Below are 26232 nucleotides of genomic sequence, written 5' to 3' on the forward strand. Positions count from 1 at the left end.
GCATGTGTTAAGCACGCCGCCAGCGTTCGTCCTGAGCCAGGATCAAACTCTCCAAGATATCTTGAAGCTATTTGAATAGCTCATTTGTTTTGTTGTCGCTACTTTGAAGTAGCTTTGAATTATGGTTGGTTTTGACTGTGTCAAAACCCGCACTCTGGCATATGTTCAATCATTTCGATTGATTACCTATCATTGTTCAGTTTTCAAAGATCTGTTATCAATTCGGATCACTTCATCTAAAGTTCAGCCTCATTTGACGACTTGATTATAATAACATTTGACTACTTTCATGTCAACACATTTTATAATCTTTTTTGAAGTTAATTTTAAACTTCTAAGTGTATTGCTACACTCATTAAGAAACAGCCGCTCAAACGACTGTATGCATATTATAGTACAATGAAAATATAATCGCAACCCCCAATTCTCAATTTTACAAAAATTTCATTTTATTTTCATTTTAAGGCACAAAACCAATAATTGATTTTACACAATCAATCATGTACAATAGAGCTGTAATAAAGAACATTTAGCATAAATTGGCTCTATTTTAATAGCATTTATCAATATGAATATTACATTAGTGTAAGGAGATTGAGTATGAAACTATCAAAACATTTATTATCAAAAACTATAGCTATAGCTGCTGTATGTGCCACTATGGCAACTACTGTATTAGCTGTACCACAAGGCACGTTTGATACTTCAGAAATTAATATTACCGGTCAAGCATCTCGTTCTGTAGCGCCTAACTATGCGATTTTAACACTTGGTATCACAAGCCAAAACACCAATATCAATACTGCAAAATCTAATAATGATCGTATTATGAGTGATTTAATTAGCCGTTTAGCTAACTTAGGCGTAGCAAAAAAAGATATATACACATCCAGCATTTCTATCAATCCAACGAGCGACTATCAAGACGGCAAACGCATCAACACGGGTTACAAAGTATCAAATCACGTAACAATTAAGATCAATAACCTTGATAACGTAGGAAAGGTTGTCGATGCCGCTGTTAGCGCTGGTGCTAACGACATCAACAACCTTTCATTCCAAAATGATGTGTCTCAACAATTATCTGATTCTTTAACTACAGAAGCGGTTCAAAATGGTCGTCATAAAGCAGAAGTCATCGCAGCTGCCCTAGGTCGTACATTAGGACCAGTAAAAACGGTTTCCATTAGCACAACCGAAACCAGCACAATGGACTCTGGTTACTATCGTAACCCAGTGATGCTAAAAGCAGCTCTCGAAACTGCTACACCTGTAGAAAAAGGCTCTTTAATAGTTTCCCAAGACGCTAACATCACTTACTATCTACAATAGAATTTTCTGGTACCACACCTTCGTGTACAGCTACAATGCCGCCTGTCAATTCATGATAGGTGGCATTTTCATACCCCACAGATTTCCAGATTTCTAAAATCTCACTTTGATGAGGATATCTACGTAAAGATTCTGGAAGCCACGCATAGGAGGAGTTATCCTTACTCAATTTCCCTATAATAGGTAATATATAGGAGAAATAGAAGTTATATAATTGTTTAAAACCAAACATGCTTGGTTTTGCTAGTTCTAGTACGACAACCTTCCCTCCCGGCTTTACAACACGTTGCATTTCAGATAATACTTGTTTAATATCCGGCACATTACGCATTGCAAAACCACTCATGGCTGCATTAAATGTATTATCCGCATATGGTAATGCCATAGCATCACCTTGCACTAAATTGACTTGATCAATTAAACCGGCATTTTCTATACGAATACGACCTTGATCAAGCATTTCACTATTAAAGTCCAAGGCCTCCACCTTTAAAGTTGGCTCTTGACGTAATGCTTCCTTTGTAAAAACACAAGTACCACACGCTACATCAAGTACGCATTGATGAGGACCGATATTCATTGCTTTTACAGAGAATTTGCGCCAAAAATAATCTTGCCCAAAACTTAAGACTGTATTCATTAAGTCATAATTTTTTGCAATATTAGAAAAAACGCCTTGTACAAATTCTTCTTTATCAGCATATGTTTTAAATTCTTTACTATTCATTATGGTCCTTTCACTAATCAAGAACTATATTCAAGTACTATATATGGCATAGTATACCATACTATAGGAAAGCTAAAAAGAATCCTATTATATATACTATATATAGCAACTATGTGCTATACACATATAAAACTAAAACATACAAATATTTAATATATTTTATTGTAAAATATATAGCTTAATAAACATGTTTATCATTTACTTTATATATAACATAAATGCTTATAGCCATCTATGATATTATCTATTGCCACTATCTCGTGTTCGTTGTATAATGACATATGTCCATGATGAAAGGATATTTTGTTGTGGGTTTTATTTGTTTTTATTTAAGTATTGGAGTGTACTATGAATCGATTTGTAAAATCAATCAACAGCGTCAGTTTAATCCAACAAATTATCATAGGTTTGATTATTGGTATTTTGACTGCTCTTTATGTGCCAGATGTGGCCAATGAACTTGCTTTATTAGGTGTTCTTTTTGTTGGTGCCCTTAAAGGCATTGCCCCTATCCTTGTATTTTTCTTGGTAATTGCAGCGATCAGTAAACATCGTTCTGGCCAAAAAACTGGCATGGGTTCTGTTATCACCTTATACTTATTAGGTACATTCCTATCTGCAGCATTAGCAGTAATCGTAAGTTTCTTCTTCCCGACTACATTACATCTAGCTGCAGGTGCCGCTGATGCAGCGCCTCCGCAAGGTATCGCAGAGGTTATGACAACTTTGCTTAAAAATATAGTTGATAACCCTGTAAAAGCGTTAATGACTGCTAACTACATCGGTATTTTAGGTTGGGCCCTTATTATTGGTGGTGCATTACGCCATGCACCAATGAATACGAAGGAAGTTATGGAGTCCATTGCACAAGCTATTACTACTGTAGTAGGTTGGATCATCCGCTTCGCTCCTCTTGGTATTATGGGCCTTGTAGCAGAATCCATTGCTACTAACGGCATCGAAGCCTTGATTGGTTACTTCCAATTACTCGTATTATTACTTGGTTCTATGATTTTTGTAGCACTAGTGATTAACCCAATTTTATCCTTTATATACCTCCGCCGTAATCCATACCCATTGGTATTCAAATGCTTACGTGAATCTGCAATCTATGCGTTCTTCACACGTAGCTCTGCTGCAAACATTCCCGTAAACCTTGATTTGGCAAAACGTTTAAAACTCAATCCAGATATGTATTCCGTATCGATTCCATTAGGTGCCACAATCAATATGGGTGGTGCAGCAATCACGATTACAATCATGACATTAGCAGCAGCTCACACTTTAGGTATCGTTGTAGATATTCCTACTGCAATTCTCTTATCCATCATTGCCACTATTGGTGCTTGTGGTGCTTCTGGTGTTGCAGGCGGTTCCTTGTTACTTATTCCATTGGCTTGTTCCCTATTTGGTATCTCCAATGATGTAGCAATGCAAGTTGTAGGCGTAGGTTTTATTATTGGCGTATTACAAGACTCCACAGAAACTGCGCTTAACTCTAGCACAGATATCCTTTTCACTGCTACTGCTGATTATGCAAAACGCGGTTATCATCAAGATTGGAATTAAAACTTTCTTAGGCGGTCCTTTGGGACCGTCTTTTTTTGTAAACTAATTATATATTCTTTTCTTAAGACTTTGTGAAAGTTACATATATCTCCACCTCTTAATTATCTGGAAAAGATATTATATATTTGGACTAACTAAATATAAACTTTCACCAAACATTAACAAACTATATTGATTTTCTTCAATATAGTGGTATAATATAGTTAATGATAATAACTATTAGTAGATATATAGAAAGGAATCAACATGAAACAATACGATATTATTGTGGTTGGTACAGGCGGCGCAACCATCGTAGCTGACGCTGCGCTCAAAAAAGGCCTTAAAGTGGCCATCATAGAAAAAGGTAAATTTGGTGGCACATGCCTAACTCGCGGTTGTATTCCTACAAAAGTTATGGTTACAGCAGCTAATGCAATCCAAGAAGTAGAAGAGTTCAAAAAAATCGGTGTTAATGTTGGTTCTGCTACTATGGACTGGGATACTGTTTCAAAACGTACATGGCATAAAATTGACGAATCTGCTGGCATCTATGATTATTACAACGCCTATGACAACGTAGATGTGTATCGTGGTGCAGCAAGCTTTGTATCCGATAAAGTAATGAATATTCATCTTAACGATGGCTCTGGCATTGTTGAAATTACAGCACCAACGATTATCCTTGGTACTGGCGGTTATAGTAATGTACCGAATGTACCAGGTCTTCAAGAGGCAGGTTTCCTTACTAGTGAAAGCCTCTTTGGCGATAAATTCCCTAAACATCCATACAAATCTCTTGCTGTACTTGGTGCAGGTCCAATCGGTGTTGAATTTGCTCACGTATTTGCATCCGCTGGTACAGAGGTAACACTTCTTCAACATAATGTACGTTTAGTACCTAAAGAAGATGTAGATGCATCTGAACACTTGTTAAATAACTACAGAGAACGTGGCATCAACGTAGTTCTAAATCAAGATACTGTTGAAATCCGTCAAGAAGATGGTCTCAAAGTAGTCGTTACTAAAGATCGTACTACTGGCGAAATTTTAGAAACTAAAGTTGAAGAAATCCTTGTAGCTGCAGGTATCCGCCCAGCTGTAGAAGAGCTTCACCTTGAAAATACTGGTATCGAAACATGGCCAAAAGGTTGGATAAAAACAAATGAGTTCCTTGAAACATCTGTTGATGGCATTTATGCTCTAGGTGATGTAAATGGTGAACCTGCATTCCGCCATCGTGCAAACTACGAAGCGGATATCATTGCTCATAATCTCTTCTACGCAACAAACGAAGAAGATTACCGTTGGGCACGTTATGATACATTGCCTAAGGTTACATTCTCCTACCCTGAAATTGGTAGCGTAGGTCTTACTGAGGCAGAAGCTATTAAAGCTGGTTACAATGTAGGTATAGGCAAAAACTACTACTCTTCTACAGCCAAAGGCTATGCAATGGGTATCAACCCTGGTGATGTAAACGACGGGTTTGTAAAAATCGTGGTAGACAAAGACACAAACCATATCCTTGGTATGCATGTAGTAGGACCTCAAGCATCCATCCTCTTCCAGCCTTATGTAAACCTTATGAATAGCGGCGTAACTCCGTTGACAGCAATCAATGAAGAGATCGCGTCTGAACGTACAAAACGTTTACGTGAAAAAGGTATTATTCATGAAATGGATCCTAGATCCGTTATCACTGTAGGCGAAACAATGAGTCCACACCCATCCCTTGTTGAGGTTATTATGTGGACACAAGTATACTACGAAAATCGTTGGTAATAAATATAACATTAAGTCACATAAAAAGACTGTACCTAGGTACAGTCTTTTTATATGAGCAAATTTACTACAGATACTAACATATTTAATAGAAAATAATACTATTAATGGGCATGTATATAAGTCAACCATAAAAAAGAGCCAAAGGCATATACCTTTGGCTCTTTCATTATTTGATTATCATCCGTTAAATTAACGACCCATATCGATGCCACTACCAAAAATAAGATTTGTTTTACGACCATCAAAACCTTGATCTGGCTCAGGTGGTAACTTGTAGGATTTAGATTGTTCTACATAAGCTCCTGTTTCAGCATCTACAGTAACGACAACTTTTTTACCATCTTGATGCATAGTTACATAGTATAAGACTTTACCTTCGTGAGCTTGAATTTTCCAGCCCTTCATAACAGCATCAGCGCCAAGTTGTTGTTTAGCAACACGTTCCGCTTGAGTGGACTCAATAACTTTATCTTTATTGAAAATCTCACCAATAACTTTCTTAGGTTTGCCACCCTCTTCCATATTGGAAGCATTACCAGTGATTACATCAATTTTCATCTTGTATTGATGATACTTACTATAACCAACCACTTTATAACCATAATTCAAGTCATTAGAGTTGAGCTCTACAGAATGAAGTGCAGCATTTGGAAAGCGATTTTGGAAAATAGTACCAATTTGGCTCATAGTCATAACCATAGATTCGCCTGGTGCGCGTTTTACAGAAATATCAGTACTTGTTTCAGGCTTTGTTTTACGTGCATCTGCCACACTTGGTGTAGCAACAGATAACACGCCCACTGCTAATACACCTGCTAATGCCATAGAAACTAACTTTTTATTCATTATAATCCTCCTACTAGATACCATGTTTTTATCACCAAAACCATTGATATACTAGAATTACTATAAGTCCGTGCCATACTCAACAGCACTAAAACATACATAATAGTCGTATTATTTAGACAATATACTATAAACCTTCATTAGATGCAAGTCGTCCGTCTACATCAGTCATAATCAATTTATAGCATGTAGCCACTAAAGGTACACCGATCAACATGCCAGTAACCCCCATCAAGCTACCACCTACGATAACCGCAGCAAATACCCACAACCCCGGCAATCCCACAGAATTACCTACAATTTTAGGATAAATAAAGTTACTTTCAATTTGATGAAGTACCTCTAAGATAATTACATAGATAAGAGCATCCATAGGGCTTACTGTAAGCAGCATTACAGCCCCAATAACACCACCTACATAAATTCCTAACAACGGTATCAAACCAGTAAGACCAATTACACAGGCAATCGTTGTAGCATATTCAATATTGAATAGCCATAATGTAATACCTACCATGACACCTAAAATCAAAGCATCAATAAACTGTCCCACAAAGAAACTACTGAAAGTTTGAACTGCTACGCGAGCAACATAACTAACGCGATTTACCCACTCATCTGATGCGTAAGCTTTTAATATACGCTCACCTTGCAGCATAAGACGTTCCTTATCAAGCAACATATAAATTGCAAAGATTAGTCCAAGTCCGATGTTCAAAGTCCAAGATAATACAGATCCCATTGCATTCACAATATATGTGCCGCCCTTTGTACCCCATTCACGAGTATATTCAACAATATTCTCTCCACTTAAGGTATCTATAATTGTTTGATTCGACGCCATTGGAATTGTTTCTGTAATTTGCTTCATCCATGTTTGGAAGTCCGTATACAGTTGCGGTGATGCAGCTACAATAATCGACATTGAATGAATCAATTGTGGCAACGCCATCCGAGCAATAAAATATACAATAACACTAATTGTCACAAAGGATAAAACAAGGCTTAAAGGACGACGAATTTTATACTTCCATCCAGAGGCACACTTAGGCCATAGCCATCTCTCATAACGAACGACAAGAATATCTAATACAAAAGCAATACAAGCGCCCACTATAAGCGGTACAAAGGCTGTAAATATAGCGTCAATACCGTTAGCAATATCACTTATACGTAGTGCCACCATTATCATAATGCCAGCCAGTATAATAGCCCCTATGAGCTGTTTGTAATATTTAAATTCTTTCATAATAACCTACTTTACATAACACTATCAATAAACTGCACCCTATAACTATACTATTCTCACATCGCATACATTATCAAAACTTAATGAACATTGTATGACCTATTATTGTATGCAAGCTTAGTATAACACAAAAGTCCACCTTATCACATGCTCGAATTTCAGATAAACACGAGAACATGATCGAAGGTGGACTTATTATATGCATAATCTAGATGAGTCTAAAGATTAGCGGTGAATATAAACGTCTACACGACGGTTTTCAGCTTTACCTACTGCAGTAGAGTTAGTTGCAACTGGTTTAACATCACCATTAGCAATACCGATAAGACGATCAGCAATTACGCCATGGTTAACTAGATATTGAGCAACATATTGTACTCGGCGTTCAGACAAAGCAATGTTGTATTGAGGGTTTGCATCAGTATCAGCATTACCCATCAATTTAACTTGATCTTGAGGATATTGTTTAGCAGCGTTTACAGCAGCTGTCAAGTTTGGATATTGGTCTGCACGAGCAACATCTTGGTCGGAGTCAAAGTAGATAGATTGTACATAGTAGTCCAATTTAGGAGTTTTATATACAGGAGCTTCTGCAGCAGGAGCTGGTACTGGAGTATATACAGGAGCTGCGGATTTTTGACCACCAAAACGGTAGGACAAACCAACTACTGGACCTTGGAAGGAGATGTTGGATACATCATCACGTTTAGTATTGATATAACGGTAACCAGCATTGATATCCCAGTCTTGGTTAACTTTGTAGCCTAAACCTGCTTCCCAAGTAGAAGTTCTCTTAGTACCTACACCAACTTTACCATAAACGTCTACTTTAGAGCCAAGATTAGCTTTACCAATTACACCTACTTGTGCAATGTTATTTGCTTTAGGGAATACATCACCAGAAAGATGAGCATAACCACCATATACTGCAAAGTTTTTATTCAAGGATTGAACCAAGTTAAGTTCATGCATTTTATCGCTATAACTAGTGCCAAGCATTTTGTCATTCAAACCATGATATTGGTATTGCAACGCTGTTTTATCAGTTAAACCGTATGTTACACCACCATCAAAGTTCCATTTTGCATCAGAAGTCCAAACTTTAGTTTTTGCTTTAGTATCAGATGCACCAAGATCTACTTGAAATTCACCTTTATTGAATTGAGTTTGTGGAGTTGCACCTACTACGGACACGCCTACAGCAGCAACTGCCAATAAAGCTAATAATTTTTTATTCATTATAAATCTCTCCAGAAATAACCCTTACAATACTAGGGTTTTGTAATAATATAATTATATTTTACACATTTTTACACTTTTTTTCAATATAAGTCCATATTTTTTATGAATTCACAATGAGCTTTTCAAATTTTATCTATATAGAAATATTATAAATATGAACATTAAACTGTCTCAATTACTTTATCACTACAAAGCCCAACCATTATAAAAAAATAAAAGCCTCCGTATGCACTAAGGAGGCTTTTATCGTTTCTTATATATACCCTTACATATATACGTGAAATCAGAAGTTTCTGGTCAGATAACACATTCCCCAATGTGTCATTTTCTCCATATTAGGTATGTGTACATCAAATAAAATAAATAGACAAGAGTTTATTCACTATTTTTTCATGAACTATTCTATTTTTTTCAATGTAACAAATGATAATTAACAAAACAATACTGATTTTATCTATATCCTCATATTACATCGAGTCTTTTAAATTTTACATGAAAATCCCCTTAGTATAAAACAAAATTAGAGCAAACTGTATTCACGTAATATCAAACAATTTTATGTTGCCATGCTCCACGAATAAATCGCCAATAAGAACAGCATAATCGTAGAGACTGATCAAAGCACAAAGATAACCATGCCCCAAAGAGGCCTAAACCTAATGTAATACACAATAGATATGTAATGATAGGCCGAATGATTGCTACGCTCACAAGGGAATATTTCATGATGTAATATGTATCCCCTGCACCTTTCAACACACCGGAGTATACTTGTTGTAATGCTTGAGGAAATGCAGCGATTGCCATAATGCCCATCAAAGTAGCAGAAAGGGTAACAACATCACTTTCACGAGTATAAAACTGTACTAAAAAATCACCAGGGCCAATAAAGATTAATGCACTTACAAGGCCCACGACTAAACCGATACGAGCACCAATTTTACCATAAGTACGTGCAATATCCGGCCTTTTATGCCCAAGATTTTGACCCGTATGTGACGCGCCTGCAAAGCCAAGTCCCATTGCAAAATAATAAAATATATCCATTAGATTCATACATACGTAATGCGCGGCCAAAGGTACTGCACCTAAGGAAGCCACGATCATAGTGTATGTATACATACCGAACCGTTCAAAGAACTGTTCCCCCAAAGAACTGCCACCTACATGAAACATCGTATGAAGTACAGGTCTTTCAAAAATCCACTTCGACGGATGGCGCAATGTTAATCCAGTAGCAGTATGTTGTGAAATCGTACGCAACAACAATAATGCAATAATCGCACTACTGATCATGGTGGAAACCCCTGCCCCCATAACACCAAGTTCAGGGAAGAAACCAATACCATAAATCAAGAAGAAGTTCATTATTGTATTCAAAATATTCCCTACTACATTAGATTTAAAAATAACTTTAGTATTACCATATCCAATGAGTGCAGCCCCTACGATTTGACTAAAAGACTGAAAGATTAAACTAATAACTATGAAACGACCATACCAAACAGCTGTTTCAATATAGCCATCTTCAGCACCTGTAAAACGTAGAATATGCTCTAAATTTAAGAAACATATCAATAATAACGGTACATAAATCAAAAAATTCAATAAAATAGACTGCTTGAGCACGGCATTCATACCATCTACATCACCTTCACCATTACGACGAGCTATAATTGCCGTCACGGCAATGGATAAGGCTCGACAGAAGATGAGCATTACCATCTCAGGTTGTCCCATAATGCCTACCGAAGCAAGAGCTGACGCACCTAAGGCACCAACCATCGCCAAATCGATAGCCGTCATAAATTGTAACATCAAGCCTTGTAATGTAGCTGGCCAAGCTATTTTTAAATAATTACCATATAGCTGCTTTGTAGTTCCTACAGGTCCTAATCGTTCTGCAACAGGTAACATGGTATCTATTGAAAGCCATCGTTGTATACGGTCTAACATCCTATCTCCTATTCATGTAAGATCATATAGTAAAGGCATTACTTCACTTCTTATATCTATTGTATTATATCATATAACACATAAGAAGTCATTCATACATTATGCATTTTAAATAAGAATATATATCAAAATAACAAAAGAACCTCTTATACAAAATCTATGTAACCTATCAGGTATAACAGTGTATAAGAGGTTCTTTAAGTTTACAGGAAAATGATTATCTTAAACTATTATCAAAACTAGCTCTCAACTTTTAACCTTTAGATGCTAATAGTTGATTTACTACTGCACGCAAGTCATCTAAGCCTTGTTTAGTCTCAGCCAATTCTTGACGTTGACGTTCATTTTCAGCTTCTAATGTATTTAGACGTGCTGCTTGATTAGCAATAACAGTTTTTTGATTACTATTCTCTTTTTTTTGAGGCTAGATACTTCGTCTTGCATTACATAAACAGAGCTAATAGGACCTGCTTTATAACGTTCTGGAATAGCGTCTTTTCTTTCACGACTACCACCAAATTTATGCGTTACACCTGCATTTACCATATTGTGGCTAGTACCAAGTGAAACACCTACGTTGAACATAGTATCTTCAGTTCGGTAGTGAGCAATACCGATAGCCCCCGCAGTTTCACCACGGTAGTTGCCAATACCAGCCATAATTTGAGTTGGTTCCAATGGATCGTATTGAATTGGTTTCAACGCTGCCATAGCTGCCGCATGAGCACCAACACGTTGTGTTTCAGTACCTACACGATTAACAGCTTCTTGTAAACCAGCATTAGATACTTTCAATTGGCTAACATTTACTGCATCAGTATCATCTGTGCCAGGCGCTACCCCATGAATTTGGTTGCCACCATTATTTAAGCCGTCCACAGTAAGGGATACAGGGCTAGCTGTTGCATCTGCTGGAGTAATAGTCATGCCACCACCCTTAATTACAGTAGAGTTGCCAGCTGCATCTTTCACAGTTGTACCTGCAGGGGTAATCTTAGTAGATACACCGTTTTCATCACCTATGGTAACACTGTTTAGACCTTTCAAGTCTTTAGCCAAGCCATATGTGAAAGTAGTTCTATCTTGGTTAACTACAAGACTATCACCAGCTTGGAATTTTACAGTATCTCCACCTTGTACTTTTTCAACGGTACCGCCAGCAGCCGTTACATTCCATGCAGATATATCTTTAACTTGTTGTTTACCAGCATCTGTTGAGTTGCTCAAGTCTTGATTTGCTGCATTATCGATTTTACGTTTAGTCACATCATCGAGTTTAACAGTGACATCGTCGCCATTAGCAACAGTAGTAAGACTATTTTCCCCTTTAACATTGAATTTCACATCACCTGTGCTCAAAGACTTTTCATCGGTAGAACCAGAGTTACCACCTAAAGAAACCTTACGAGCAATGGCTTCTGTATTTTTATCAATATTAGCTTTATTGGTTGCAATATCGCCAGCATTTTTAGAGATTGCCGCTTTGTTATCAGCAATAGCATCAGCATTTTTGCCAATCTTATCTGTATTATCAGCGATATTGGCTTTATTTTCCTCTACTTGATCATCAACGTGTTTCAACTGGTCTTCTGTGGCAGCACGACCAGATACAGGTTGTGTTTGACCTGGAACCCATGTAGTGTTAGTCAAGCCTGTTACTTGAGGTGTTTCAACTCCAGTTGTCGCTTTCACTTTTGGTGCTGTAATCGTTTGAGTAGCGGTTACCGTATCAAAAGTTACATCTTTCTTAGTAGAAACGGTGAAGTCTTTTCCATTTTGAGTAATGGAAATATTATCACCATCGATAAACTTAACTGTGTTGCCACCTTCAACTTTTTCGGCAGTATTACCATTAGCTACTACATTCCATACAGATAAATCTTTAACTTGTTGTTTACCAGTATCTGTTAAGTTGCTCAAATCCGTATTTGCTGCATTGTTGATTTTATTAGCCGTGGCATCATCTAATTTGACAGTTACATCTTCGCCATTAGCTTCAGTAACAATACCATTTTGACCTTTAATATTGAATTTTACATCACCTGTGCTCAAGGATTTCTCATCGGTAGACCCAGTATTACCACCTAAAGAAATCTTACGAGGGATAGCTGTCGTGTTTTTGTCGATGTTATCCTTATTAGTTGTAATATCAGCTTTGTTTGTAGCAATATCGCCCGCATTTTTATCTATTGCAGTTTTATTGTCGGCTATCTTTTACTTATTCGCAGCAATATTATCCTTATTGGTAGTAATATCCGTTATGTTTGTCGCAATATCGCCTGCATTCCTATCAATTGCAGTTTTATTGTCCGCAATTTTTTGTTTATTCGTCGCAATATTGTCTTTATTGGTTGCAATATCAGACTTATTTATTACAATATCGCCTGCATTTTTAGCGATTGCAGTTTTATTTGTATCAATAGCAGTTTTGTTAGCTTCAGCTTTATCGTCAACTTTTTTCAATTGATATACATTAACAGCATCTTTATCAGCGATACCATCTGCTACATTGGCAACTTTCAAATTCCCAGCATTGATACCTTTGTCACCATCAATTTTTACAGTTTCATTACCGCCAACATTATTGAATGATGCACTGTTTAATTTAGAAAAATCTTTTTCAAGGCTACAGAGATTTTCTTATCATTTCTAGCAACCGTAACATTATCGTCACCAAAAAAATCTACTGCATTTCCTTTTTTAACCGCCACTGGTGTAGTTTCTCCATTAGCAGAAAGATTCCACCCGTATTTATTTTGATCAATCGCTTGATTAATAGCATTAGCTACGTTAGCAGAATCCGCCATACCAGTCGATGCTGTAGCGCTACCATTTGCTACAGTAATATCTTGCTTTTTACCAGAAACTGTAATTTTCTTACCATTAGCTGTAGTTGTAATGTATGTATTATCACCATTTACAGCTAATTTACTATTAGCAAGGTTCACGTCGCCTGTACCAGTATCACCTGTGAAAGCTAAATTAACACTCTTTAGTTGTGCCACGTTTACTGCATCTGTATCAGCAGTACCTGCAGCAACATAATTAATTTGACGTGTTTGGTTTGTCGTACCAATAGCAACACCACCTAATTTAGATGTTAACGTAGCACCACTTAAATCAGCATATGTATCTGTACGACTAGCATTAACATTATATCCCGCTACACCTGAAGCAATATCAGCTGTAGATTTTGAGCCAACAGCTACACCATCTACTACTTTACCTCTAGCGCCATCACCAACAGCTACAGAACGGCTTGCAGATGCGTCTGTTGCGGCATTTGGACCAATAGCAATGGAATTAGTTGCCGTAGCACCAGTATTATCTTTATTAGCAACATCAGAAGATTTTATAGATATATATTTATAAGCGATTTGATCTACAATAGCACTAAGTTGGGAGCCATTAATTGCATCTGTGGAAGTAGCACTTACTTTACCAGGAGCCACGTGTTTCAACTGACGCTCATACCCTTTAGAACCAAAAGATACGACGTCACCTGGCAATGTTTTATCACCACCAGCCCAGGAAGCAACAACGTTATTTGGCAATGTATAGCTAGATTGTTTTGTACCACCTACATCAGTATTAGAACCACCACCGATGGCAATAGCATTATCACGATTTTCCCTAGCCCCTGTGCCAATGGCAATAGCATTTTTTACATCATCATTGGCTTGACCAGAAGCACCACTAGAAATTCCTGATAAACGATCCTTCGCATTTGCACCAGTACCAATTGCAATGCCCACATTACCAGACTGACCTTTCATACCTAATGTGATACCAGATTCGCTAGCCGTTGCCGTTGTATATAGCGGATTTCTCATATCAAAGCCTGTTAAGCTTTGAACAGCACTACGCAAATCTCCAGTCTTATTCTCACTATTATTCGTAGTATAAACAACTTTTATACCATCAGCTTTAACTACATCATCGCCACCAATAACAGTAGAAGAGTTACCTTGAGCTATTGTATTTCCCCCAATGGCAATTGCTTGTTCCCCAATTACTCTTGCACCTTCATTAGCAGTATTACCCCCACCAATAGCGATTCCTTGTGGACTGTTAACACTGGTACTAGAATTAGAACCTATTGCAATAGAATATCCACCAGCAGCTGCTGCATTTTGACCGAAACCTACAGCTTTGTCACCAGTAACAGAAGCACCAGCCCCTAAGCCTACTGCTGTTGCATGCAGATTTGTAGGCAAAGTATTTGCCGCCATAGAGATGCTAGCATTAGTCATTGCTAATGCAGCCAAGATTGCTGCTACAACAATTTTCTTTTTACCACTATTATTCTTAGCGAACTCAGATACTACTACGTAACATTTTTTGATTTGCTCCAAACCACTTTAAAAATCTTATTCATACTTTCTCCTATAAACTATATTAATATTAATGCTCCCTCGATGTTTTATCATATGGTAAGTCATACGAGAATTTTAAAATTTTCAATGTTATAAGTATACCAAAACCTTTAATATACTATCAAACTTTTTCATTTATTTTTCACAATTATAGGCATTACAAAAATAGCGTAGCAATGGGCTTTATATTGATTTATGTCACAAATTTATATAAAATATGGGCTTATTTTATACCATACCGAAGAGATAAAATGAATATAAACTCATAATTAATTATTTAAGTTCCGTTTATATGATTATATATACTAAGAAATACGTTTATACCGCTAGATATTATGAACTAAATCACATATTACCACTGTAGACATAATTATTTCATTAAATTATTATAAAACTTTAGATATAACCCCTTAATCAAGGATTCAGTTACTATATCTTTCAAAACTATGCTCAAAATATTATCGATTATGTTAAACTTCTTATACATCACTATTGTCTTGTTATAAAGCATTTAGCCTATTATGTATCGCTTTTAGTTTATTATGTTTCATTTTCGCCAACATTTAATTGAGTTCATCTTATATTACATAATAAAAAGCTATCTCATAGAAATGACAATCTACGAGATAGCTTTATTACTAAATTGTATAATTAAATTAGGGAACAAACTAGCGTAATTTAAAAACATATAAACTTTGTTCGTGTGCTAATTGTATTCGCTTATGCAAGCGTCTTATATATGTACGATATATTTCTTGTGCTTCTTCAACGGATATAATATCAAAATGAATTCCGTCCCCTACTGGCAATTGGCTCAACCTAGGTAAATCCGCCGTAATCACAGTACCAATCTTTGTATAGCCACCTGTTGTTTGCCGATCTGCCATGAGCACTATAGGATTGCCATCTGAAGGAACTTGAATAGAACCAAAAACAGCTCCATCAGAAATAATATCCGCACTCTCTATATGCTCTATAACAGGACCATCTAAGCGGAAGCCCATGCGATCACATTGCACAGTCAACGTATATATTTTACTTCCAAAAGTCTTGATCCCTTTCTCTGTAAAATACTTTGCTTGATCACCAAGAACAACACGCAAAGGTTCGTGACACTCACGACCGCCGCGGTTATATAGGGCAGTATTGAATAAGTTATGACTACCATAGAAGTCGCACACATTCACGTCTCCTCTAGTAAATGCTTTAATGCCAAACTGATCTCCCGCTTGTAATGGACGCCCCTCAAAACCACCTATGTTAGCCTTTGTATGAGTGGATACGCTACCGTTAATAGCGGGAACATCGATACCACCAGAGAAAGCAATATACATACGCACTCCACATTGGCTGAAGACACCAGAAATGATATCGCCTTCGTGACATATAAAAGGTATATATCGAGGCACCACTACATTATTAATCGTAGGGTGCATATCGGCGCCCGTGAAAGCAACGATACATGTACCTTGGACGATTAACGTAGGTGGCAATACGGTGCACTCTAGTGCACCGAGAGGAGTCGTATTACCTACAAGTGCTTGTCCTAAGAGATAGCTTTCACTATCCATAGGACCAGCCACAGGCATACCATATTGTTGAAAGCCAATACGCCCTACATCTTGAATCGTTGTATACATACCCGGAGCATCTACGTAGATTAAAGCACGCTGAAACTCATTTATATCCACGCAAATCACCACTTTCTATTTCATATATAGATGGAATATATTCCATCCCCAAGGATTTAATCCTATGGAATTTGTTTTCATCGATAGGCACATAACGAACGTAGTCCCCTGCCCTTAATAGGGCAGCTTGCTTTTTAGACATGTCATACATAGTCAAAGGTGTGCGTCCAATAATCTGCCAGCCCCCTGGAGAATCTGATGGATATGTACCAGTCTGTTCCCCTGCAATACCTACAGAGCCGGCAGGAATCAAAGTTCTTGGTGAAGACAACCGCGGCGTTGCAATGCGTGGGTCCATCCCTCCTAAATAGGTAAAGCCAGGAATGAAGCCTAGCATATAAACTAAATAATCTGTACCACTATGAATGGATACAACCTCAGCTTCACTTAAATGATTATGCGAGGCTACAAAGCCTAAATCTGGGCCAAATTCGCCACCATATACGGTGGGTATTTCAACAATCGTAACGAGTTCATTTGCGCTATCCATTACCGATTCTTGCAATGTGGGTTCAAGAATTCTACAAATATCTGAATAAGAATATACCATTGCATCATATTGAACAAGCAATGCGCAATATGTAGGAACTAGTTCAATAATTCCATCTAGCTGTAAGTCTTTAATCTGCTCTATAATTTGTCGGATGTGTCGATTAATCTTTGGATCGATTACTTGACCAAAATCAATAGAGATAGCGCAATCCCCTACAGGTGAAATTGTAGGTTTCATTTGTACCTCCCGTTGTAACTGGAAAGTACCATTACTTTTAATTAAAAGGTAATGGTGCTTTCACAGATATCAAATTAACCAAGTAACTTAGCAATGCCCTTTAAAGATGTAACACCAATATAAGATGTTACAAGCACTACAATCCAACCGGTATAATATAAAAGTTTATTGTGTTTGTATGCCCCTACGATTTCGGATTTATGAGTAGCAACGAGCATAACTGCCAACGTAACAGGCAAGATTAGACCGTTTACAGAGCCCGCTAAAATCAATAGTGATGCTGGTTTACCAATAAAGATTAAGATACATGTAGAAATAAAAATAAACACCATAATAGTCAATTTTTCATTTCGCTCTACAATCTTAAACAATGTTTTTAAGAAGGATACTGATGTGTAGGCAGCCCCTACTACAGAGGTCAATGCAGCACAGAAGAACACTATACCAAATAATTTATGTCCGATTTCACCAGCGCCGAGAAGAAATGCGGAACCAGCTGGATCCTTAGAGTCTAGTACATAACCCATAGATACCACACCAAGAACAGCTAAGAACAATAATATACGAACTAGGGCATCAACAGACATGCCCATAATCGCTGCACGACGTACATCCTTTAAATGTTCTTGACCTGTAATACCAGCATCAATGAGGCGATGACCACCAGAGAATGTTATATATCCACCTACGGTACCTCCAATAAGAGTTATCGTAGCAAGCCACGGATAATTCGTAGGTACTATCGCATGAGTTACTGCTGTCCCTACTGGAGGATTTGTTGAAAGGGCTACGTAAGCGATAAGAACAAGCATAACAGTACCGAGTACTTTAGCCGTATTATCTAAAACACCACCCATCTTCTTAGATGTAAATAGTAAGATACCCAAGATACCGCTAATAGCGGCCGCTGTTGTTGTGTCGATACCAAATATAATATTGAGGCCCATAGAAGCACCACCAATATTACCGATATTAAAGGCCAAGCCACCAAGGGAAATTAAAAATGCCACTATATAACCAAGGCCTGGCAATACCTTATTCGCAATATCTTGACCACGCATTTGGGATACACCAATAATCGTCCACACATTAAGCTGTGCAATAATAGAGAAAATAACGGATACAACGATAGCAAATGCAAAGTCTGCTTTCAACTCATTTGTAAATGCTGCCGTTTGTAACATAAAGCCAGGTCCAATGGAAGACGTGGCCATTAAGAAAGCTGCCCCTAATAGGACAGAGAAACTCGCTTTACCTGTAATTGGTTTCATAGGAACCTCCACATATAATAATTAATCTATGTCATACTTAGTGCTTAAAGCTCATACTTACATGTAATACTCACTTTTAATACTTATATTTGCATTTCCTGTTGGTATTAATTAAGCATTTATTTTAATGTATTTAATAGTTTTATCGGTATTGAAAATTCGCCACCGTTACACCAGCTTTTGTGAGCCCCTCCCGAATATACCTTGTGAAAGCTATCGCTTCAGGGTTATCACCATGAACACATACGGAATCGGCCACAATATCAATGGTCTTCCCAGTATTAGTAACAACCTTACCCTTTGTAATCATCATGAGAACTCGGTCTAAAGCCTCTTGCGGGTCTTTAATGAAAGCACCTACTTCTGTACGAGGGACCAATGTTCCCTCCTCTGTATAGCCACGATCGGCAAACACTTCCTGTATAACAGGAATACCTCGTCGCTGTGCCTCTTGAGCAATATAGCTACCACTCAATACCATGGCCGCTATATTAGGATTTACCGCTTGTAAACCATCTAAAATTGCATCGGCTAGTACAGGCGTAACACAGGCTGTATTGTAAAAAGCACCATGTAGTTTCATATGCTGTAAACTAATGTCATAACTGTCACAAAAAGCTTGAAGTGCACCTAGTTGGTACATCATATAGGCTTTTGCCTCAGCAGGATTTACTGCCATCACACGACGACCAAATCCCATCAGATCTGGATAACCAGGATGCGCCCCTACAGCAACGCCTTTTTCCTTACATATGCGGACAGTCGCATCCATAATAAGAGGATCTCCAGCGTGCCAACCACAAGCAATATTAGCACTTGTTACATGATTTAATACTTCACTATCCATGCCTAATGTATAGTTACCAAAACTTTCACCTAAATCACTATTTAAATCTACATAATGAGACATATACTATTACCTCTCCATCTTCATTTATTTTATAAATTCTATAGAATATCGAATTTAATGATACGATTATACTAAATAAATCGATGTGTTAGCAATGATTTTTATCACGTATACAAAATTCTTTTATAACTAAAAAAACCACAAGATTTTAATCTTGTGGTTTGTATATAAACTCAATTTTTTATCTGACTCTACTATATCCAGTCATAAGCTCACAAACCGTATTTTGTATATTGTCCGACTCTGTTATTTCAGAAACGGCACAAATAAAATCGGGATGCGCTTGCCAAACGATATCAGCATTTGTCGTTTTAATCCCTCCAATGGCGACAATGGGAACCTTACTAAATTGCTTTGCCCAATATACATAAGAAATTCCTACAGGATTAGCATTGGGTTTTGTCTGTGTAGAAAAAATATGCCCTACCCCAATATTACCTATAGTAAATGTATCCAATATATCAATTACCTCCTACAAAGCTAACGATCTCTAATCTATCAGCAGCCGTTAATTTAGTGGTTGTATATGTTTCCTTACTAATAATCTCTCCATTAAGCTCAACTACAAAGTGTTTACCAGAATAGCCTAATTCATCAAGAACCAAATGAAGTTGCTCACCTACAACATGCTTTGGTTCTCCATTAACAATCAAATCCATAATGACCTCCCATATGAAAAAGCTTATAAAATATCAATATATTCTTCTTGTAAAGCTTTATTCATACTGCGTACAGCACAAAACTTGCCACACATCGAACAGGTTTCACTATGGTCTTCCTCCGGTGCTCTACTTTCACGAATAGAACGAGCCCGTTCAGGATCAAGGGCACAAGCATATTGTGCCTCCCAGTCGAGGACTTGACGAGCCTTAGCCATGGTGTCATCTATATCTCTTGCATTAGGAATACCACGAGCAATATCTGCAGCATGCGCCGCTATTTTGAAAGCCATAATTCCATCTTTTACATCATCTGCATTTGGTAAGGCTAAATGTTCAGCTGGTGTAACATAGCACAAGAATGACGCCCCATGCATACCCGCTACAGCCCCACCAATGGCAGCTGTAATATGATCATAACCAGGAGCAATATCTGTTACGAGCGGTCCCAATACATAGAAGGGCGCTCCATCACACAAGGACTCTTGTATTTCCATATTCATTTGTATTTGATGTAAAGGTACATGCCCAGGTCCTTCAATCATGGCTTGTACACCATGTTGTTTCGCTCGTTTTGCCAATTCACCAAGCCTTACAAGCTCTTCAATTTGGCACACATCAGTTGAATCCGCCAAGCAACCTGGACGACAAGCATCACCTAAAGACAAAGTAACATCATATTCTTTGCAAATCTTTAAGATTTCATCAAAGTATTCATAGAATGGATTTTCATGGCCTGTCATGCTCATCCATGCAAATACCAAACTCCCTCCGCGGCTAACAATATTAAGCATCCGTTTATGATTCTTGATTTGATCTATTGTTTTCCTCGTAATACCACTGTGGATAGTAATAAAATCTACACCATCTTGAGCGTGTAATCGGATAGTATCCAAGAAGTCTTGAGCCGTTAATTCGCCCAAATCTTTTTGATGATGAATGACACTATCATAGATAGGTACCGTACCAATCATTACTGGCGATGTCTCGATTAATTTACGTCTAAAAATACGAGTGTCACCATGAGTGGAAAGGTCCATAATCGACTCTGCTCCAAGTCGAATAGCTCGATTAACCTTTTCAATCTCACTATCATAATCAGTAACGTCTTTCGATGTACCTAAATTAACATTGACTTTTGTTCTTAAACGCTTACCAATTCCCTCAGGCGAAATGCTATTATGCTGCTTGTTACAAGGGATAACAACCTTTCCTGCTGCCACTAGGGAACGTAACACCTCTTCATCCATACGTTCTTTTTCCGCGACTACTTTCATTTCCTTCGTAACTACGCCAGCTACAGCCGATTCCAATTGTGTCATAAACATTTTTACATCCTCCTATATAAAAGACATATATAGTTAGGTATGCAAAAACGGGTATCGAACAAAATGATCGATACCCGTATTAAGTATTAGCGTGCTTCCTACGCGGGCATAATCCCGATCAGGTATAAAGGTCAGGTGCTCGCAGCCCTTTCTCAGCCTATATAATAGGCTCCCTTGCATACTCACTATATAATTATGCTATTAATATTACTACTTTATTCAGATTTGTCAAATGATTATTCTGACACGTATACATCTGTTATTTATTTCTCAGCCTTATCTTGGTCTTTACTATCATCGGAATCTGCTTTTTCAGAGATTACAATATGCCCATCCTTAACATCTGCAAGCAAGTGTTTAGCATCGATGTGATCCAAGTAGAAGTCAGTTACATTATCGCGGATTTCAGATTCGATAACACGACGTAATGGACGAGCGCCCATAGTTTTGTCATACCCTTGTTCCATCAACAATTCTTTAGCTGCATCTGTTACATCAAGAGTGATGTCTTTTTTAGCTAAAGTTTTATTCACTTGATCAAGCATCAAATCTACAATTTTTTTCAAATCTTCTTTGCTCAATTGATTGAACTCGATAACTGCGTTGAAACGGTTCAAGAATTCTGGACGGAAGAATGGAGCAATGCGTTCCATTACATCTACTTTATTTTCATCATCATTGTCACTACCATAACCGAAACCTGCATTGGATGTAGCGATGATAACGGTATTTTTAAAGTTTACTGTGTTACCCTGACCATCTGTTAAGCGACCATCATCCAATACTTGAAGAAGTAATGTAATAACTTGAGGATCTGCTTTTTCGATTTCGTCGAATAATACGATAGAATAAGGATTACGACGTACGCGTTCAGTCAATGTGTTAGAGTTATCTTCGTAACCAACATAACCAGCTGTAGCACCAATTAATTTAGATACGGCTGTGCGATCACTGTATTCGGACATATCCAAACGAATGATTGCATCTTTGTTACCGAACATATCTAGAGCTAATTGTTTAGCTAATTCTGTCTTACCAACACCTGTAGGTCCTACGAATAAGAAGCTCCCAATTGGGCGGTTGCCTTCATCAAAGCCTGCGCGGTTACGACGAATTGCTTTAGATACAGCTTCTACGGCTTTATCTTGACCAATTACATGAGCTTCTAAACGAGATTTCATGTCTTTCAAGCGCTCGATATCGGATGCACCCATTTGAGATACAGGAATACCAGTCATTCTTTCAACGGCTTCTGCTACGTCGTTTACTTGAGCTACCACCTTTTGATTTTCTGTATGGTTATCAAGCTCTGCTTGTAACTTTTGAATACGCATTTTTTCATTAATCGCAGATTCATAGTCTTCTTTTTGAGCATATTCCTCTTGTTTTGCTTTAGCATCAGCAATATCTGCTTCCAATGTTTTAATATCTGTTACAGGATGTTGAGATGCCAAATGAGCTGCTGTTACATCAATTAAATCAATAGCTTTATCTGGCAAGCTACGTTGTGGAATATACTGTACGGAATAATCTACAGCGGCTTTCAACACCGCATCTGGCAATTCAATGTTATGATGCGCTTCGTACAATGGACGAATGCCTTGTAAGATTTTGAAAGTATCTTCTACAGATGGTGCATTGACCTTAACTTCATTGAAACGACGAGCAAGAGCTGCGTTTTTCATGATTGTGTTACGGTATTCATCTTGTGTTGTAGCACCGATAACTGTCATTTCACCACGGGACAAAGCAGGCTTCAAGATATCTGCCAAGCCTTTAGATCCTTGACCATCACCTGTGGACCCAGCACCCAAAATTTGGTGAATTTCATCGAAGAACAAGATAATATTGCCTGCGGCTTTTACCTCTTTAATAAGGTTTTGAATGTTTTCTTCGAAAGAACCACGATATTGAGTACCAGCTTCCAAACCGGAAATATCGATAGAAATGATTTCTTTATTTTTAATAGCTGCTGGAACGTCACCATTTACAATAGCTTGTGCCAAACCTTCTACTACTGCAGTTTTACCAACACCAGCATCACCTACAAGTACAGGATTATTTTTAGTACGACGCGCCAAGATTTCTGCTGTTTCTTGGATTTCTTTATTTCGACCAATTACAGGATCGAGTTTACCATCACGAGCTTGCTGAGTTAAGTTTGTCCCCAAACGAGCAAGGATGCCATCTTGTTTAATTTTACCTTGTTGCGCAGCTTGAGCAGCTTGCATTTCCTCATTAGATGGTAATCGACCAGTTTGACGATAAAACGCAAATTCTTCTGGAGTTACTTCGCGACCATTAATCTTATAACTGCGTCGTTCTGTGGAATAACCACCCATATTCCCCATCAATTGATTAAACAAATCATTCATGCTAGAAAATTCATTACCAAAGTTGTTAAAGTTGTTGTTCATATATTTTACCCCCTCATACATCATAGAGTTTAACTATTTGACTAATATTATTTTTACTGGGTTTATTTACCCTATGGCATTATAATAACCCTTAAAAGTCAAAAAGTCAATAAATCAAAAGATAAATTTTTAAAATATTTTTGACTTTATATTCTAACAACAAAAAAGTTTGTAATACAATGTAATCTTTCTACATTATATTACAAACTTAATCAATCCTACTAACTTTAATAATTATCTAATCGTTTCTTCTTAGAACGTTTCCGTTTTTTATGTTTAACTCGTATTTCATCCCTAAGAATAGCATAACGTAATAAATTTCTTATAAAATTTTGCACATCTGTATTACCCCATTCTAACAATCTAGAATTATCTATTGTTCCAAGATTTACTTTATCATTTTGAATTAAGTCTGGTGCTTTCTCTTGTATATAATCAATAACAACTTTATGGCTCATAGATCCACCTCTACCAAAGGATAATGCTCCATTATGTGTAACTGTTATCATATTTGTAGCGGAATCATATTCACAAAATTTATCCATGTTTAATTGTAAAGAATGATGCCCTTTTTTCTTATTTGTTATGGATATATTCAATTGTGTATTATAATCCCCAATCATACTAAGCCCACAAATTATATCTTTTCCTTTATTATCTTTTGCGATGAACAAACGAGTCAACTCTTGATAGTTATAACCAGCACTATTACCAAATCGAGTTCGTTTTATACCAAAATCCTCTGATACGCCTATTCTCATCAAATCTTCAATACTAATAAAAGACTTAAGTAGAATTAAATTCAAAAAATTAAGTACAAATGATTTTATATCATTTGGAGTGAAATCACCTATATAATGCTCTTTTACAAATGCACGTTGAATATTTTGGGATTTGATATCAAGATAGCTATATGGTTTTACTTGCAATAATGTAGTATACTCTACTTTATTGTTTATAAGCTCTATATATGAAGGGATGCCATCAAGCTCTATTGCTAATCCATCATTATATTTATACATCATAATCTGGCGTCCATTAATTAACATACAATAATTAGCACCTAGAATTTTCTGATACCTTTCTGACTGCTCACGTACTATATAACAGGACACATCCACTTCAGGCGCCTTACATTCAATTACTAAAAGAGCGTCTTTTTTCTTGTCATCCCGATAAACAACGATATCCGCTCTACCTCGTGCTCCTCGTTTAACATGAGCCATAGACTCTTCAACGCTAATCCTCTCAAGTGGCACTCCTAGGTCGCTCTGTAAAAAATGAATTGTTTTTTGCCGTACCACCTCTTCTGGTGTGCATTGGACAAATATATTTCGTATAGGATCAGCAAAGGATGTTCCTCCCGGTTTATATTTCTGTAATCTGATACTTTTAAATATCTTTTCTATATTCTCCACAATATAAATCCCCTTATAACAGCTGTTCGAAATTCATCATTTTTTCATTTTCAATATTATATCACACATAAATATTAGTTGTCTTATAAGGTGACACTACGATAAAAATAATTAGAACCACCCGTTTTACGGATGGTTTGCTCACGTATATATTTTTTACTGTTGCCTCATTTAGACCTACTGTACTAACATAATATTCCTCAGACCAAAAGTGTCTATTTCCAAATTTATACTTTAAGTTTGCGTGCTTATCGAACATCATAAGTGCACTTTTACCTTTTAAATATCCCATAAAAGATGAAACTGCTATTTTAGATGGGATTAATACTAACATATGCACATGATCTGCCATGAGCTACCCCTCTATAATCTTGACGCCCTTATATTCGCATAAACGTCTCAGTATTTCACGTAAACTATTTCTGTATTGATTATATATAACTTTACGTCTATACTTAGGTGTAAATACTATGTGGTATTTGCATAACCATTTTGTGTGCGCAAGACTCTGTGTCTTTGTTGCCATATAAAATCACCTTTCTTTTGCATATAATGCGGCTTGAACACCTACATTATACTTAAGCAAGGTGATTTTTTGTATAACTTTCGTTGCCGCACCCGCATAGCGGGTGGTTTTATAATTCGCGACTACGTCTCGAACCAGTCTAAAGACAATAACAAAAAGCGGATAGCTCATTACGAACTATCCGCTTATTTCTTTGGTGATCCAGGAGGGATTCGAAC

At 37.1% G+C, this 26232-nt stretch carries 20 protein-coding genes, 1 pseudogene and 1 riboswitch; of the genes and pseudogenes, 3 read left to right on the forward strand and 18 right to left on the reverse strand.

Going from position 1 to position 26232, the window contains the following annotated elements; all coding sequences use genetic code 11:
• Positions 1-600 precede the first annotated feature (600 nt).
• Entirely contained in the window at positions 601-1332 is a 732-nt protein-coding gene (locus tag Q0507_RS02910) for an SIMPL domain-containing protein (RefSeq protein ID WP_298712096.1), read from the forward strand.
• Here Q0507_RS02910 and Q0507_RS02915 read toward each other — a convergent pair.
• Entirely contained in the window at positions 1313-2059 is a 747-nt protein-coding gene (locus Q0507_RS02915) for a ubiquinone/menaquinone biosynthesis methyltransferase (RefSeq protein WP_298712099.1), read from the reverse strand. The genes Q0507_RS02910 and Q0507_RS02915 overlap by 20 nt on opposite strands.
• A gap of 348 nt (positions 2060-2407) precedes the next feature.
• Between Q0507_RS02915 and sstT the strand changes: the two genes are divergently transcribed.
• Together sstT and Q0507_RS02925 are read left to right on the forward strand one after the other, a co-directional pair.
• A complete protein-coding gene (sstT, locus tag Q0507_RS02920) occupies positions 2408-3628 on the forward strand; it encodes a serine/threonine transporter SstT (protein ID WP_298712102.1) in 1221 nt (406 codons plus the stop codon).
• 246 nt (positions 3629-3874) lie between these two features.
• Positions 3875-5392 carry an NAD(P)/FAD-dependent oxidoreductase gene (locus tag Q0507_RS02925; RefSeq protein WP_298712105.1) on the forward strand — a complete coding sequence of 506 codons (1518 nt, stop codon included), beginning with the start codon at positions 3875-3877 and terminating at the stop codon, positions 5390-5392.
• Between the two features lie 192 nt (positions 5393-5584).
• On the opposite strand, the gene Q0507_RS02930 is transcribed toward Q0507_RS02925, so the two are convergent.
• The 17 genes and pseudogenes from Q0507_RS02930 to tnpA all read right to left on the reverse strand — a co-directional run.
• The gene (locus Q0507_RS02930) at positions 5585-6241 is read right to left on the reverse strand and encodes a peptidase (RefSeq protein WP_298712108.1); all 657 of its coding nucleotides are present in this window, start codon (positions 6239-6241) and stop codon (positions 5585-5587) included.
• Positions 6242-6368: 127 nt separating this feature from the next.
• Complete coding sequence (locus Q0507_RS02935) at positions 6369-7490, reverse strand: AI-2E family transporter (RefSeq protein ID WP_298712111.1); 1122 nt, start codon at positions 7488-7490, stop codon at positions 6369-6371.
• A 225-nt stretch (positions 7491-7715) separates the two neighbouring features.
• Positions 7716-8729 carry an OmpA family protein gene (locus tag Q0507_RS02940; protein WP_298712114.1) on the reverse strand — a complete coding sequence of 338 codons (1014 nt, stop codon included), beginning with the start codon at positions 8727-8729 and terminating at the stop codon, positions 7716-7718.
• Positions 8730-9278: 549 nt separating this feature from the next.
• Positions 9279-10688, reverse strand: coding sequence for an MATE family efflux transporter (locus Q0507_RS02945; RefSeq protein WP_298712117.1), 1410 nt, complete (start codon positions 10686-10688; stop codon positions 9279-9281).
• A gap of 363 nt (positions 10689-11051) precedes the next feature.
• On the reverse strand, positions 11052-12740 hold the full coding sequence (locus tag Q0507_RS02950; protein ID WP_298712121.1) for a YadA-like family protein: 1689 nt from the start codon (positions 12738-12740) through the stop codon (positions 11052-11054).
• Between the two features lie 162 nt (positions 12741-12902).
• Positions 12903-13211 (reverse strand): hypothetical protein, encoded by a 309-nt coding sequence (locus Q0507_RS02955; RefSeq protein WP_298712124.1) that lies wholly within the window; start codon positions 13209-13211, stop codon positions 12903-12905.
• A gap of 77 nt (positions 13212-13288) precedes the next feature.
• The gene (locus Q0507_RS02960; RefSeq protein ID WP_367268440.1) at positions 13289-15043 is read right to left on the reverse strand and encodes a hypothetical protein; all 1755 of its coding nucleotides are present in this window, start codon (positions 15041-15043) and stop codon (positions 13289-13291) included.
• Positions 15044-15732: 689 nt separating this feature from the next.
• Positions 15733-16755: a biotin-dependent carboxyltransferase family protein gene (locus tag Q0507_RS02970; RefSeq protein WP_298712129.1), complete on the reverse strand. Its 1023-nt coding sequence runs from the start codon at positions 16753-16755 to the stop codon at positions 15733-15735.
• Positions 16742-17485: a 5-oxoprolinase subunit PxpB gene (gene pxpB / locus Q0507_RS02975; protein WP_298712131.1), complete on the reverse strand. Its 744-nt coding sequence runs from the start codon at positions 17483-17485 to the stop codon at positions 16742-16744. Before pxpB ends, Q0507_RS02970 begins: the two co-directional genes overlap by 14 nt.
• A gap of 74 nt (positions 17486-17559) precedes the next feature.
• Positions 17560-18756, reverse strand: a complete 1197-nt coding sequence (locus Q0507_RS02980) for an NRAMP family divalent metal transporter (RefSeq protein WP_298712133.1) — start codon at positions 18754-18756, stop codon at positions 17560-17562.
• 142 nt (positions 18757-18898) lie between these two features.
• Positions 18899-19666: a LamB/YcsF family protein gene (locus Q0507_RS02985; RefSeq protein WP_298712135.1), complete on the reverse strand. Its 768-nt coding sequence runs from the start codon at positions 19664-19666 to the stop codon at positions 18899-18901.
• A 181-nt stretch (positions 19667-19847) separates the two neighbouring features.
• Positions 19848-20123 carry a thiamine phosphate synthase gene (locus Q0507_RS02990; RefSeq protein ID WP_298712138.1) on the reverse strand — a complete coding sequence of 92 codons (276 nt, stop codon included), beginning with the start codon at positions 20121-20123 and terminating at the stop codon, positions 19848-19850.
• 4 nt (positions 20124-20127) lie between these two features.
• Positions 20128-20325: a sulfur carrier protein ThiS gene (gene thiS / locus Q0507_RS02995; RefSeq protein ID WP_298712140.1), complete on the reverse strand. Its 198-nt coding sequence runs from the start codon at positions 20323-20325 to the stop codon at positions 20128-20130.
• A gap of 23 nt (positions 20326-20348) precedes the next feature.
• Positions 20349-21653 carry a phosphomethylpyrimidine synthase ThiC gene (gene thiC, locus Q0507_RS03000; RefSeq protein WP_298712142.1) on the reverse strand — a complete coding sequence of 435 codons (1305 nt, stop codon included), beginning with the start codon at positions 21651-21653 and terminating at the stop codon, positions 20349-20351.
• A 78-nt stretch (positions 21654-21731) separates the two neighbouring features.
• A riboswitch (TPP riboswitch) is annotated at positions 21732-21839 on the reverse strand.
• 77 nt (positions 21840-21916) lie between these two features.
• Complete coding sequence (locus Q0507_RS03005; protein ID WP_298712144.1) at positions 21917-24070, reverse strand: ATP-dependent Clp protease ATP-binding subunit; 2154 nt, start codon at positions 24068-24070, stop codon at positions 21917-21919.
• A gap of 227 nt (positions 24071-24297) precedes the next feature.
• Positions 24298-25488: a type I restriction enzyme HsdR N-terminal domain-containing protein gene (locus Q0507_RS03010; protein ID WP_298712146.1), complete on the reverse strand. Its 1191-nt coding sequence runs from the start codon at positions 25486-25488 to the stop codon at positions 24298-24300.
• A 154-nt stretch (positions 25489-25642) separates the two neighbouring features.
• Positions 25643-26014: pseudogene (gene tnpA, locus Q0507_RS03015) on the reverse strand (IS200/IS605 family transposase); the annotation flags it as partial.
• Between the last annotated feature and the right edge of the window lie 218 nt (positions 26015-26232).

The sequence above is a fragment of the uncultured Veillonella sp. genome (genome assembly GCF_938010505.1).
Lineage (GTDB): Bacteria > Bacillota > Negativicutes > Veillonellales > Veillonellaceae > Veillonella.